The 13,098-nt window shown below is 66.2% G+C and carries 14 protein-coding genes; 6 read left to right on the forward strand and 8 right to left on the reverse strand.

Annotated features, from left to right (window positions below):
- The first annotated feature begins 33 nt into the window (after nt 1-33).
- On the forward strand, nt 34-345 hold the full coding sequence (locus ITJ61_RS14640; RefSeq protein ID WP_194686550.1) for a putative quinol monooxygenase: 312 nt from the start codon (nt 34-36) through the stop codon (nt 343-345).
- Nucleotides 346-351: 6 nt separating this feature from the next.
- Here ITJ61_RS14640 and ITJ61_RS14645 read toward each other — a convergent pair whose 3' ends face one another.
- Entirely contained in the window at nt 352-1,098 is a 747-nt protein-coding gene (locus ITJ61_RS14645) for a GntR family transcriptional regulator (protein WP_104307323.1), read from the reverse strand.
- Nucleotides 1,099-1,222: 124 nt separating this feature from the next.
- Here ITJ61_RS14645 and ITJ61_RS14650 point away from each other — a divergent pair, with 124 nt between their 5' ends.
- The 3 genes from ITJ61_RS14650 to ITJ61_RS14660 all read left to right on the forward strand — a co-directional run bounded on the left by ITJ61_RS14650 (nt 1,223) and on the right by ITJ61_RS14660 (nt 3,463).
- The gene (locus ITJ61_RS14650) at nt 1,223-2,638 is read left to right on the forward strand and encodes a CitMHS family transporter (RefSeq protein WP_104239922.1); all 1,416 of its coding nucleotides are present in this window, start codon (nt 1,223-1,225) and stop codon (nt 2,636-2,638) included.
- Between the two features lie 129 nt (nt 2,639-2,767).
- Nucleotides 2,768-2,941 carry a hypothetical protein gene (locus ITJ61_RS14655; protein WP_181058150.1) on the forward strand — a complete coding sequence of 58 codons (174 nt, stop codon included), beginning with the start codon at nt 2,768-2,770 and terminating at the stop codon, nt 2,939-2,941.
- 21 nt (nt 2,942-2,962) lie between these two features.
- On the forward strand, nt 2,963-3,463 hold the full coding sequence (locus ITJ61_RS14660) for a MarR family winged helix-turn-helix transcriptional regulator (RefSeq protein ID WP_104239921.1): 501 nt from the start codon (nt 2,963-2,965) through the stop codon (nt 3,461-3,463).
- 139 nt (nt 3,464-3,602) lie between these two features.
- Here the strand turns inward: ITJ61_RS14660 and ITJ61_RS14665 are convergent, their stop codons facing one another.
- From ITJ61_RS14665 to ITJ61_RS14690, 6 genes are all read right to left on the reverse strand, one after another.
- Entirely contained in the window at nt 3,603-4,961 is a 1,359-nt protein-coding gene (locus ITJ61_RS14665; protein WP_194686551.1) for an alpha-L-fucosidase, read from the reverse strand.
- Nucleotides 4,962-5,043: 82 nt separating this feature from the next.
- Entirely contained in the window at nt 5,044-5,922 is an 879-nt protein-coding gene (locus tag ITJ61_RS14670) for a carbohydrate ABC transporter permease (RefSeq protein ID WP_104307326.1), read from the reverse strand.
- The gene (locus ITJ61_RS14675) at nt 5,915-6,865 is read right to left on the reverse strand and encodes a carbohydrate ABC transporter permease (RefSeq protein ID WP_194686552.1); all 951 of its coding nucleotides are present in this window, start codon (nt 6,863-6,865) and stop codon (nt 5,915-5,917) included. Before ITJ61_RS14675 ends, ITJ61_RS14670 begins: the two co-directional genes overlap by 8 nt.
- The gene (locus ITJ61_RS14680; protein WP_194686553.1) at nt 6,862-8,088 is read right to left on the reverse strand and encodes an ABC transporter substrate-binding protein; all 1,227 of its coding nucleotides are present in this window, start codon (nt 8,086-8,088) and stop codon (nt 6,862-6,864) included. The genes ITJ61_RS14675 and ITJ61_RS14680 overlap by 4 nt, the downstream gene beginning before the upstream one ends.
- A 137-nt stretch (nt 8,089-8,225) precedes the next feature.
- Nucleotides 8,226-8,957: an SDR family NAD(P)-dependent oxidoreductase gene (locus tag ITJ61_RS14685; RefSeq protein ID WP_194686772.1), complete on the reverse strand. Its 732-nt coding sequence runs from the start codon at nt 8,955-8,957 to the stop codon at nt 8,226-8,228.
- An 8-nt stretch (nt 8,958-8,965) separates the two neighbouring features.
- Nucleotides 8,966-9,808 (reverse strand): fumarylacetoacetate hydrolase family protein, encoded by an 843-nt coding sequence (locus tag ITJ61_RS14690; RefSeq protein WP_194686554.1) that lies wholly within the window; start codon nt 9,806-9,808, stop codon nt 8,966-8,968.
- A gap of 112 nt (nt 9,809-9,920) precedes the next feature.
- Here ITJ61_RS14690 and ITJ61_RS14695 point away from each other — a divergent pair, with 112 nt between their 5' ends.
- Together ITJ61_RS14695 and ITJ61_RS14700 are read left to right on the forward strand one after the other, a co-directional pair.
- On the forward strand, nt 9,921-11,219 hold the full coding sequence (locus tag ITJ61_RS14695; RefSeq protein WP_194686555.1) for an enolase C-terminal domain-like protein: 1,299 nt from the start codon (nt 9,921-9,923) through the stop codon (nt 11,217-11,219).
- Nucleotides 11,216-12,175 carry an aldo/keto reductase gene (locus tag ITJ61_RS14700; protein WP_104239914.1) on the forward strand — a complete coding sequence of 320 codons (960 nt, stop codon included), beginning with the start codon at nt 11,216-11,218 and terminating at the stop codon, nt 12,173-12,175. Before ITJ61_RS14695 ends, ITJ61_RS14700 begins: the two co-directional genes overlap by 4 nt.
- 43 nt (nt 12,176-12,218) lie before the next feature.
- Here ITJ61_RS14700 and ITJ61_RS14705 read toward each other — a convergent pair whose 3' ends face one another.
- Nucleotides 12,219-13,097 (reverse strand): amidohydrolase family protein, encoded by an 879-nt coding sequence (locus ITJ61_RS14705; protein ID WP_104307328.1) that lies wholly within the window; start codon nt 13,095-13,097, stop codon nt 12,219-12,221.
- Between the last annotated feature and the right edge of the window lies 1 nt (nt 13,098).

Genomic DNA, 13,098 nt, shown 5'->3' on the forward strand with positions numbered 1-13,098 from the left:
ACCCTCAGGTATACCTAGCAAGAGGGAGAGTACATGTTCAGCGTCTGGGTCACGGTTGAAGTGCAGGAACAACACGTCAGCGAATTCCTGGCAGCGATCACGGAGAACGCGGAGTCCTCCGTACGCGACGAGGTCGGCTGCCTGAGTTTCGATGTCATCGAGATCGACCGAGAGGCTCGTCAGTACGGGTTCTACGAGATCTACCGCGACGAGGTCGCCTTCACCCTGGAGCACCGTCGTGCGGCGCACTATGCGACCTGGAAGGACGTGGCGGCTCGAGCCCTCGTCCCCGGCTCGCAGGTCATCACGACTGGCGACCGCTTCGTTGCGATCACGAGTCGCTGACGGCGATCAGCCGTCGATGTCCACCATCGCGTCAGGGCGGGTGGAGTCGAGCAAGGCGGTGAAAATCGCCTGATCCACGTGGAAGAGGTGGTTCATGCAGGCTGCCGCGGCTTTGTCTCCGTCGCCCTGCGCGATGGCGCGGCACATCTCGATGTGCTCTCGTACGGACTCCGCGAGACGGCCGACGTCGGCATGGGCAATTCTCCGCAGGCGGGAAGCGTGCGGTCGAAGCTCCGTGATCGCTCGAGCGAGGTAGTCGTTCGAGGTGAGCGACACCACGGTGTCATCGAACTTGCGGGTCAACTCGGCGAAACGGGCTGCGAACTCCGGGGAGTATGGCTCGTCCACGAGCTCGGCGAATGCCGCTTCAAGGTCGAGAAATCGCACGCTCAGCGCCGGGTCTTTCACTTGCCGTGCAGCAATCGCCTTCATCGCCGCCGGCTCAAGAATGCGTCGATAGTCGAACAGTGCTCGGGCGCTTCGCAACGAGAGCCGCGTCACCGTCGGGGCGCGTCGGGGCTCGATCTCGACGAGCTGATCCACTGCCAGCCGCCGGAGTGCTTCACGGACCGGCGTGCGTGAAGCGCCGGTGTGCTCCACAAGCATCGCCTCGGGCAACGCCTGCCCAGGGGTGAATGTCCCGTTCTCGATGTCCTCACGCAGGTGGCGATACACGCGCTCGGTCTTCGCAAGCTGCTCCGGCACCGCACCGGCAGATGAATCAGCTGAACGGGGTTGCGCGATTTCGACCATGGGTACATATTAGGTTCTCAATAGGTATACCTGTGTGTATATACTCCGTGTACCTAGCCTGGCTGGGTTGTGCTGCGCAACCGCAGGCGACCTAGAGTCCCCGTATCGACAATGAGGAGCAACGATGCTCGTAGTCCTCGGCTTTCTGATGATCGCCGTCTTCATGTACCTCGTGATGAGCAAGAGGGCGACCCCCATCGCCACGCTCATCCTCGTCCCCCTGATCTTCGGGGCGTTCACTGGGGCTGGCCTCGGCATGGGTGACATGGTGATCGAGTCTTTGCTCAAGCTCGCACCAACCGCGGCACTGCTGTTCTTCGCAATCATCTTCTTTGGGACGATGATCGACGTCGGCCTCTTTGACCCACTGATCCGACTCATCCTGCGCTTCGTGAAGGACGATCCGGTGCGTCTGGTCATCGGGACCGCGCTGCTGACGAGCATCGTCTCGCTCGATGGGGATGGCTCCACTACCTTCATCATCGTCACCTCGGCGTTTCTGCCTCTCTACCTGCGTCTTGGGCTCAGCCCTGTCGTGCTCACCGTCGTCGCGGCACTTTCCAACGGTGTCCTCAACACAGTGCCGTGGGGCGGTTCGACTGCTCGCGCCGCGGCGGCCCTTGGGGTGTCGCCGATCGACATCTTCGTCCCCATGGCCCCTGCGATCTTCGCGGGCGTCGTCACCGTGCTGGTCCTCGCATACTTCCTGGGCCGTTCCGAGCGCAAGCGCATCGGCAGGCTGTCCCTGCCCGGCGAAGGCGGCGGCGTGTCACCCTCAGTCGACAAGAACTCCAGCCGGCAGCTCGTGCACAGCATCGCCGCCGCAGAGGGAATGCCCAAGACGGGCTCATCGGTGGTCATCGAGAACGACTTCGCTCGTGAGGTCACGGAGACCGGCACCATCCAGACCCGCCCCAACGCACGTCCGAGGCTGATCTGGTTCAACCTCGTCCTCACCCTGGCCGTCATGACGCTGCTTGTCATGGATGTCGTCGAGCCGGCCGTTATCTTCATGGCCGCCGCCGGTATCGCCCTTGTCGTGAACTTCCCGAAGATCAAGGAACAGTCCGCGCAGATCAAAGCTCACGCCGACAGTGTGATCAGCGTCGTCGGCATGGTCTTCGCCGCATCCGTCCTCACCGGCATCATGAACGGCACCGGCATGATCACCGAGATGGCCGCGTGGCTCGTCTCGATCATCCCGGACTGGATGGGATCGTTCATGCCCGTCATCGCGGGGCTGCTCAGCATCCCGCTCACGTTCATCATGACCAACGACGCGTTCTACTTCGGAGTGCTTCCGATCCTCGCGGAGACGGCGAGCCATTACGGGATCGCTCCCGTCGAGATGGCGCGCGCTGGGCTCGTTGGACAGGCGCTGCATCAGTCCAGCCCACTCGTGGCTTCCTTCTTGCTGCTTATCGGGCTTGCGAACGTCAACCTCGGAGACCACTTCAAGAAGGTCATCGTGCGGGGCATCCTCGTGGCGCTCGTGATGCTCATCGTGGGCGGCCTGATCGGTGCTTACCAGCTCTTCTGAAGACTGCTGCGGAAGCGAGCCACCGGTGCTTGACGCGCCGGTGGCTCGTTCTGGTTCGAGCTGCAGTTCGCACTCGGGGTGGGGAGTTCTCACCTTGTTGCCCTCCGTGAACGTAGCTAGGCTAACTACATGACTTCCCTCGCTCCCACCTCCGCCTCTGAGAAGTCAGCCAAGCGCTCCACTTCGGACCGCTACTGGGACGCCTACCAGCGACGCACGCTCCCGAAGGAGTTTCTCGCCCTGTCCGTCATCGGTGCGACGCTCAGCGTCGGCTGCATCGCCGCCGTCTCCGCGTTCCTCTGATCGGGTCGGTGACCACAGCTCATGACTGACGTCTCAAGGAACCGCGAACAGAACTCGACGACCCGTGAGCGCCCCTCCGCGACTCCAGGGGACGAGGCCTCGGAGGCCGTCGACGAACTCCGCCGAGCGGAGGCGCGCCTCGGGCGGCGCCGCCAGGCGACCGGTGAGCTGAGCGAGACCCACCGGTCCGCGATGCGGTTCATCCTCGAGCGCACCGGTGAGGGGAAGCGGACCAGCCCCGGCGAGCTGGCCGACTGGCTCGACGTCACGAGCGCGTCGGCGACGATGCTCGTGCAGCGCCTCACCGAATCGGGCCTCGTGCGAACGGCGCCGGACCCGGACGACCGCCGACGCAAGATGATCGTTCCCGTCGACACCGACCTCGACGCCGACGAGATCGACCCCGTCTCCGGCCAGATCCGCAGCCTCTCCGAGGACCTCTCGCCGCAGGAGGCGAAGCTCGTCTCGCTGTACCTCGACCGCGTCACCGCGGTCGTCGATGGGGAGTCGTCGAACAGCTGACGCTGGAGGCTGACCTTCGGCGCACGACCTCGGCATTCGGTGGCACGGGGCGGCAGCAGGTGACGGCGGAAACCACGACGCCGCCCGAGGCTGTCGCGATGACAGCTTCGGGCGGCGTCGTGGTTTCCGACGTCGATACCTACGCTTCGACGTCGCCGCGGATCGGGAAGGAGACGCGAACGAGGCCTTCGACGGCACCGTCTGCGCGCACGAGCGTCACCGTGTCACCGTCAACGCGGGAGGTCGCGCCGACGACCTCCGCCCCCGCGAGGTCGAGCCGATCGGACAGTGCCTCGAGGATGACGGTCTCGCCGACAGGCAGATCCACGAAGGCGTTCGCGATGCCACCCGTGCGCGTCCAACGCACCCACGGAGTGTCGCTCTCTGCGCCGAGCATCGAATCCAGCGGACGTGAGCCGAAGACGGCCTCTCCGTGCACCGCGTTCCAGGCCCCGAGCACCTCGAGCGTGTGCCGCTGCAGCTCTGGCACCTCGCCTGAGGCCGTGAGCCCGATGTTCAGGAGGAAGTTGCCGCCACGGGACACGATGTCGACGAAGTTCCGAATCGCGTCGACGCCGCTGAGCGAGTTCGACTCGTCCTCCAGCGTGTTGTGCCCGAACGAGAACCCGACGCCGCGGCAGTTCTCCCAGGCGCCGTCACCTTCCTGGGCGCGTCCCTGCTCGTACTCGCTGGTCCGGAAGTCCCAGTGGGTCTCGCCCCACCGGTCGTTCGAGACCCCATCCGGACGGCTTGCGTAGAACTTCTCAAAGATGTTGACCAGGCTCTTCTCGCCTGGCCCCTTGCCAGCGTCCGGCCACTCGATGTCGCCCCACAGCACCTCAGGCTGATACTTCTCGATGAGGTCCACGACGTGGTCGTGCGCGTAGTCGGCGTACTCCTTGTCGACGGGGCGTCGGTCTCCCTCGATGGGGCCGTCGATGACGGCAGCGTCGGTGAAGTGCCAGTCGAGTCCGCCCGAGTAGTAGACGCCGAACCTCACGCCGCGAGCCTCGGCGGCGTCCTTGAACTCCGCGACGAGATCGCGGTGGGGGCCGCGCTGCACGGTGTTGCGGTCGCCGGTTCCCGGAGCGTCCCACAGCGCCACGCCGTCATGGTGCTTCGTGGTGGGGACGAAGTAGCGAGCCCCGGTCGACTTCACGAGGTCCATGACCGCCCCCGCATCGAAGTTCTCCGCCTTCCACAGGTCGATGAACGCGTCATACGGGGCACCGTCGAACACCTCCTGCTGATGCTGGTGCGCCGTGCTGCCCTCGATGCGCACCGTGTTGTAGTACCACTCGGCGTAGGGGTTGTGCCGGAACCAGTACTCCTCGTCGAACGTCCCGAGCGGACCGATCGGCTCGGCCCAGGCCGGCACCGAGTACGGTCCCCAGTGCACGAAGATGCCGAGCTTCGCATCCTGGTACCACTCGGGTGTCTCGCGTTCGAACTTCTTGTAGGCCTCTGGGCGGACGGGCTCTGACTTGAACATTGCCATGGGAAGCGGCTTCCTCTCTGAAGCGGTTGCTGTTGCCTGGTTGGGGTGGGGGAGGGCCGTCGGTGGGCGACGGGAGTCGCGGTCAGCGGCCGCCCATGCCGGACGTGACGACACCTCGGACGAGGTGCTTCTGCAGCGCCACGAGCAGGACGGTCGTCGGGAGCATCGAGATGACGGACGCCGCCATGAGCAGATGCCACTGGGTGCCCTGCTGGCCGAAGAACTGCTGGAGTCCGAGCGGGATCGTCCCGAGGGCGCTCACATCGTTGACGATGATGAGTGGCCACAGGAACGAGTTCCAGTACGTGATGAAGGTGAAGACCGCGAGCACGGCGAGCGTGGACCGGGAGAGGGGCAGCATGATGCGGAAGAAGATCGTCACCGTTCCAGCGCCATCGAGGCGGGCTGCGTCTTCGAGCTCCTGCGGCACCGTCATGTAGAACTGGCGGAGCAGGAAGGCACCGAGCGCGGTGAACGCCCAGGGGATGATGAGCGCCTCGTACGAGTTCACCCACCCCAGCGAGCGCATGAGCACGAATGCCGGCACGATGATGACCTCCTGCGGGAGCATCATGGTCGCCAGGAACACGGCGAACGTGGCGCCGCGACCCTTCCACTTGAGCCGAGAGAACGCGTAGCCGGAGAGCGCGGCGACCGCGAGCGTGAGCGCGGTCCCGAGCACGGCGACGATCATGCCGTTCATCAGGTACTGGCCGAAGGGGGCGTACTCGAAGACCTCGACGAAGTTGCCCCATTCGAGGGTCGAGCCGAAGAGGCTCGGGGGAGTGGAGAAGATCTCGTTCGGCTTCTTGAGAGATGACCCGATCATCACGAGAAGCGGCGAGATGAAGATGAGCGTGACGATCCCGAGCAGCACGTAGCCGATGGCGGAACGGATGCGCTGACCTGCTCGACTCGGAACTGCGGCCCTGCGTCGGACCTGGGTGGTGCCGCTACTCATAGTGCACCCACTTCTTCTGGCCGATGAACTGCACGGCGGTGATGACCAGGATCATGATGAACAGCACCCAGCCGGCTGCGGCGGCGAGCCCGAGCTGCTGGAACGTGAAGCCCTGGTTGTAGATGAACTGCACGAGCGTCAGCGTCGAGGTTCCGGGCCCTCCCTTGGTGAGGATGTAGGGCTGGATGAAGACCTGGAACGACGTGATGAGCGTCATGATCGTGGCGAAGAACACCGACGGCGAGATCAAGGGCAACTGGATGCGCCAGAAGATCGTCCAGGGGTTGGCGCCGTCGAGCTGTGCGGCTTCGATCTGGTTCTCGGGCACCGAGTCGAGGGCGGCCGAGAACACCAGCATGTTGTAGCCGAATCCCTGCCACACGCTCATGACGACGATCGCGGCCATGGCCCAGTTGGGATCGGCCAGGAAGTTCGGCAGCTCGATCCCGAAGAGCGTCTGCGACGTCGCGTCGAGCGTGCCGCCGGGCTCGTAGATGAGACGCCAGACGACCGCGTTGGCGACGATCGGCGTGACGGTCGGCAGGAAGAACAGCACCCGGAAGAACTGGCGTCCCTTGATGCGCGGTGACAGCCATGCGGCCATGCCCATCGAGACGATGAGGTTCAGCGGAAGGTAGAGGACGACGAAGAGGAGCGTGTTGCCGAACGCGGCCCTGAAGGTCTCGTCAGCGAACAGGCGCTGGAAGTTGTCCACGCCGGTGAACGTCGGGCTGCCGATCATCGGCCAGTCGTGGAAGCTCATGACGAGCGCGATGACGATGGGGGTCAAGGTGAAGAGCCCGAGCCCGATCGCGTGGGGGGCAGCGAATGCCGGCCCCCACAGGTTCGGGCGCTGCCTGCGCGGCGGCGCCGGCTCTCGCTTCGCCTCGGTGGTCAAGGGAACCGCGGGCGTCGTCGCCTCCGGTTCAGTGGTGAGCGTCATGATCCGAGCTGCGTCGCGATCTCGGGCAGGACTTCATCCGCCGGCTTGTCGCCGTTCACCATCTGCGGCCCGTACTGGACGAGCAGCTGGTTGAACTGGTCGCCCTTCGCGGAACCCGGGAGAGGGATCGCCGTCTCGAGCGCCGCATCCATGGCCTCCTGGAGGCCGTCGATGCCGGCGTTGTCGAACCACACCTGCTGCGCGGCGGTGCGTGCCGGGAAGGCGCGGCCCTGCTCAGCGAGCGAGGTCAGCACCTCCTCGGAGGTCATGCCTGCGATGGCAGAGAGGGCGGCTTCCGGGTCTGCGCACTCCGAGGAGATGCCGAAGCCGCTGCCGGCCGAGAAGGTGCCTCCGCCGTTCGGGCCGGCGGGCAGCGTCGCGACGCCGATCTCGAAGTCCGTCTTCGCGTTGAAGTCGAGCAGCAGCCACGGGCCTCCGACGACGGAGGCGGCTGAGCCGTTCACGAAGGCGTTGTCGTCCGCGGTGTTGTCCGGTCCGTTGGCGACTGTCGCGCGGCCGTCCTGGACTGCTTCCGCGATCCATTCGACTCCCTCGCCGAAGGCTGAGTCGTCGAAGGTGAACTCGCCGTTCTCATCGAGGACGCGGCCTCCGTTGTAGGCGAGCACGCTGCTCTCGAGGAAGAGGTCCTCGACCGTCGATGCGAAGCCCACCTGGCCGGCGTCCATGAGCTTCGCGGTGGCCGCATCGAACTCGTCTGCGGTCCAGCCGGGAGCCGGGTCGGCGACGCCCGCCGCGGCGAAGGCGTCCTTGTTGTAGAAGAGCACCATGGGGCCTGTGTCGTAGGGAATCGCGTACTGCTGGCCGTCGACCTGCATCGCGTCGAGCGCGCCCTGGTCGAATTCGGCGAGGTCGATGTCGGAGCCGGCGATGAGGTCGTCGAGCGGCAGGAGGCCGCTGTTGAACTGGTTGATGCGGAGGCTCTGCATCGAGACGATGCACGGGGCGGCGGAGGTGCCGAGCTGCGTGGACAGCTTCGTCCAGTAGTCGGCGAATGGTGCTCCCTGCAAGGTCACGTTCACCCCTGAGGCGGCGGCTCCTGCTTCGCCGACGGCCTGCCAGGCTGTCTGGTCTTCCGTGGATCCGATCCACATCGACCAGACGAGCCCGTCAGCGGATTCGGCAGAGTCTCCCGACGCGCATCCTGCGAGGGCCAGCGACCCGATTGCCAGGACGGCGGCGGCAGTCTTCGTGCGTCTCTTCATCGTTATCTCCTTTGATGTTGCGATGTTGGGGCGTGCGGCCCCGAAGCTTCGCCTGAGGCGATCTAATCATCCGATGTTTAGATGGTCAAGAGTGAGTTTGAGTCAATTCAATGGATGGAATGCGGGTAAACATCGGTTCAACTCGCAGCAGGTGACACGCGGAGTCCGGCCATCCCGCCGTCGACCGCGAGGCTCGTGCCCGTTGTCGAACGTGCGGCCGGACTCGCGAGGTAGGCCACGGCCTCGGCGACCTCGTCGGCGTCCACCAATCTGCCCTGTGGCTGCCTCGCCTCGAGCGCGGCGCGCGCCGCGTCGGGATCGGCGGAGTCGGCGAGCAGTCGCTGAACCCACGGTGTGTCCGCGGTGCCCGGGTTCACTGCGTTCACGCGTACCCCGTCGGCGAGGTGGTCCGCGGCCATCTGCAGCGTCAGTGCCAGGAGCGCTCCCTTCGTCGCTCCGTAGACCGCGCGCTGTGGGAGGCCGGCAGTCGATGCGATCGAGCAGGTGTTCACCACCGCTGCGCTGGGCGAGCGGCGCAGGTGTGGCAACGCGGCTCGCGTGACCCTCACAGCCCCGAGCACGTTGACGTCGAACGCGCGGTGCCACTCTTCGTCGGAGTTGGTCTCGATGGTCCCGACCGTGCTGATGCCGGCATTGTTGACGACGATGTCGACCCGCCCGTGCTGCTCGATGACCCACTCCACGCCCGCCCGCACAGCCGCGTCGTCGCCGATGTCGACGACGGTGCCTCCTTCGCTCGGTGCGAGATCGAACGGCACGGCGATCGCCCCAGCTTGCTGGAGTCGCGTCACGATCGCGGCGCCGATCCCAGAGGCGCCGCCGGTCACGATCGCGACAAGGCCCTGCATGGATCCGCTCACACGATCACCTGCCGCTGCGTTCCGAGGCCATCGATGCTGAGCTCGACAACGTCGCCGACCTGCAGATACGGGAACCGTCCGGAAAGAGCGACCCCTTCCGGAGTGCCCGTGAGGACGACATCGCCCGGCTCGAGCGTGAGGTATTGGCTCAGTGTCCAGATGATGTGCGGGACATCGAAGATCATGTCGGCTGTCGAGGAGTCCTGCCTCGGCTCGCCGTTGACGAAGCTGCGAAGGCGCAGTGCTCGGAAGTCGACTTCGTCCGGAGTCACCAGCTCAGGCCCGAGCGGCGAGAACCGAGGGGCCGACTTGCCCTTGCTCCATTGCCCACCCGGGGCTTCGAGCTGCCAGGCCCGCTCGGAGAGGTCGTTGCCGATGAGGAAGCCGGCGACCGCATCCAGTGCTTCGTCGCTGCTCTCGAGGTAGCTGACGCGCTTCGAGATGACGACGCCGAGCTCGACCTCCCAGTCCGACTTCTGTGAGCCCCGCGGCAGGGGCACGTCGTCGAACGGCCCGGAGGCCGTGTTGGGTGTCTTGAGGAACATGACGACGTCGCTCGGGGGTGCGGCGCCTGACTCTGCGGCGTGGGCTGCGTAGTTCATCCCGACGCAGATGATCGCCGATGGGCGCGCGACGGGAGTGCCCACGCGGAGTGCTTCTGCTCCGTCGAGCTCGGGGAGCTCCCCGGCCTCGTGCGCCGCTCGGACGCGAGCGATGCCACCGTGCTCGAAGAACCCGCCGTCGAGGTCTTCGGTGACCCCTCGCAGGTCGAAGTCCGTGCTGGCCGCGCGAAGGACGGGGATCTCTGCCCCCTCGTCACCCAATCGAAGAAAACGCATACATACGCTCCAAACATCTGAAGATTACGACCTCTGAGGGCCTACGACGCGGCTACTGTAACACTTGACGCGGTATTGATCCGATGTTTACAGTTCTCGGCAAGGAGGAACAATGAGCAAAGTTCAGTCACTGACGACTGTCGACGTCCGGTTCCCGACGTCTCTGACCGCTGACGGCACCGACGCGATGAATCTCGACCCCGACTACTCGGCGGCGTATGCGGTGATCGAGACCGACGCCGCAGACGGCCTCACGGGCCACGCGTTCGCCTTCACGATCGGCCGCGGCAACGACGTGCAGGTGGCCGCCATCCGGTCGCTCGAGCAGTACCTCATCGGGCGGGACGTCGAGGAGCTGCTCGCCGATATGGGCGCCACCTACCGAGGGTTCGTGTACGACTCCCAGCTGCGCTGGCTCGGCCCCGAGAAGGGCGTCATGCACATGGCCATCGGCGCCGTCGTCAACGCCCTGTGGGATCTCAAGGCCAAGCGCGCCGGTGAGCCGCTCTGGCGGCTCCTGTCGCGCATGTCGCCAGAAGAGCTCGTGCAGCTGGTCGATTTCCGCTACCTGTCCGACGCGTTGACCCGCGAGGATGCGCTGCAGATCCTTCGAGCCTCCGAACCGGGAAGAGCAGAGCGGGAGGCGACCCTCCTGCGCACGGGCTACCCGGCCTACACGACGACCCCCGGATGGCTCGGCTACTCCGATGAGAAGCTTGCGCGACTCTGCAGGGAGGCGCTCGACGACGGCTTCCCGCAGATCAAGCTCAAGGTGGGCGGAGACCTGGATGACGACATCCGGCGGATGCGCATCGCCCGCGAGATCTGCGGCCCCGACTTTCCCATCGCGATCGACGCGAACCAGCGTTGGGACACGCGGGATGCCATCGAGTGGATCACCGCGCTCGTTCCCTACGGGATCGCCTGGGTGGAGGAGCCGACCAGCCCGGACGACGTCCTCGCGCACGCCGCCATCTCCCGCGCCATCGCACCCATCCCCGTCGCCACCGGCGAGCACGCGCACAGCCGGGTCATGTTCAAGCAGTTCCTGCAGGCCGATGGCATGCAGGTCATGCAGATCGACGCGAGCCGTGTCGGAGGCGTCAACGAGAACATCGCGAACCTCCTGCTCGCCGCGAAGTTCGGCGTGCGTGTCTGCCCGCACGCGGGTGGAGTGGGGCTCTGCGAGGCTGTGCAGCACCTCTCGATGTTCGACTTCGTCGCCGTGAGCGGCACGATGGAGAATCGGATGATCGAGTTCGTCGATCACCTGCACGAGCACTTCGTGAGCCCGACTGTCCTCGAAGACGGGCACTACGTCACCCCGCTCGCCCCCGGCGCCGGAACGGAGATGCTCTCGCAGACCCTCATCGACTACGCGTTCTCCTCAGAGCCGGTCGTGGTCGCGTGATCGACCGGCTGGGCTTCGGGGCCGCCTCTCTCGGCAATCTCTACCGGGAGGTCAGCGACGAGCAGGCCCGTGCGGCTCTCGCGGCGGCATGGGACGAAGGCGTTCGGGTCTACGACACGGCGCCGCATTACGGGCTCGGCTTGTCCGAGCGAAGGCTCGGGGCGTTCCTGTCCGGCCTTCCTTCGGACGAGTACGTGCTCTCCACGAAAGTGGGGCGTCTCCTGGTGCCCAACCCGGATTTCGATGGCAGGACAGACGAAGCCGATGGGTTCGCTGTGCCCGCCGACCGCATCCGCCGGTTCGACCCGTCGAGGTCGGGCGTCGAGCGAAGTCTCCATGAGTCGCTCGAGCGGATGGGCGTCGACCGGGTCGATGTGGCCTACCTCCACGACCCCGACGTCTATGACCTCGACGCCGGCATCTCCCAAGGGCTGCCTGCTCTTGTGGAGCTGCGCGAGCAGGGTGTCGTCGCGGAGGTCGGCATCGGCGTCAACGACGTCGGTGCGGCGCTGCGGGCCGTCGAGGAGAGCGACATCGACGTGGTCATGATCGCCGGCCGCTACACGTTGCTCGAGCAGCCAGCAGCCAGCGAGCTGCTGCCTCGTTGCCTCGCGCGCGGCGTGAGGGTGGTGACGGCTGCGGTCTTCAACTCCGGACTGCTTGCGACGGCGACCCGCGCGGCTGATGCGCACTACAACTATGGGGCTGTGCCAGAGGAGGTCGCCGCACGCGTCGACCTGCTCGCGCAGGTCTGCGAGAGGTACGAGGTGACGCTTCCCCAGGCCGCCATCCAGTTCCCCCTCCGCCACCCTGCAGTCTCGACGGTGGTCGTCGGCACCTCGCGGGCTGCCGCCGTGCGCGAGAACGCACGCCACCTGCGAGCATCCATCCCCGAAGAGCTGTGGCTCGAGCTCGAGCGGCTCGGCCTCATTCCTGCTCCAGCATTCGAGCGCTGACGCCGATGACCTGATGGCGGTGCCGGCTGGCACCGCCATCAGGTCATCGCCGCAGTCGATAGGCCCGCGCCGCCGTCTCCGTCCCGACCTGCAGCCACTCGGCGTCCGACAATCGCGCGCGTACGAACTCCAGCCACTCGGCTGTCGTGAGTCCGGCGGCGCCGACGGCACTCACCGGCCAGTCGCTCCCGAACATGCAGCGGTCTGGGCCGAAGACAGCCAGTGCTGTATCGACGACTCGTCCGACCCGAGCGGCGAAGCTCGCCTGCGAGCTCGGGCCAGCCTCGGCAGACAAGCCGCTCAGCTTGACGGAGACGTTCGGCAGGGCGCCGAGCCTGCGCAGGCCGCGCTCCCAGGACGCCCAGCTCGCGTCGCGCTCGTCGTCGGCGAGCGGGGGCTTGCCGACGTGGTCGAGAATCACCGGCAGCGAAGCGGCGCGGGACACCGCGTCCGCCAACTCCTCGAGCTGCCACCAGCGCACGCAGGCATCGAAGCTCGCACCGCGCCGGGCGAGCACGCCAAGGCCCGAGACGAGTGCGTCTGACGCCACGGCGCCACGGGGGAGGTCCTGCAGCAGGTGACGAACGCCGCGATAGAGCTCGAGCTGCTCGAGGGCGTCGAGGTGTGCCTCGAGTGCGGGGACGCCGCGCAGGAGGTCGGCGTCCGCGACGATGCCGGAGAGCGCCGGCCACTTCGGCGCAAGCGACTGCACCCAGCTGGCCTCCGTCAGTGCGTCTTCTGGGGCGGCGCCAGCCTGCACGAAGACGGCCGCGTGCACGTCGCCTCGCTGAGCGTCGTACTCCGCGGGCAGTCGCGACGCGGAGAGGTCCGGCAGTGCGTCGAGCCAGTCGAACCGCACCCGCGCCCGGTCCCAGACGTGCACGTGCGCATCCACCGACCCTGAACCGCGGACTCCGCTCATG

The organism is Pseudoclavibacter sp. VKM Ac-2888, from assembly GCF_015351285.1.
Taxonomy (GTDB): Bacteria; Actinomycetota; Actinomycetes; order Actinomycetales; family Microbacteriaceae; genus Pseudoclavibacter.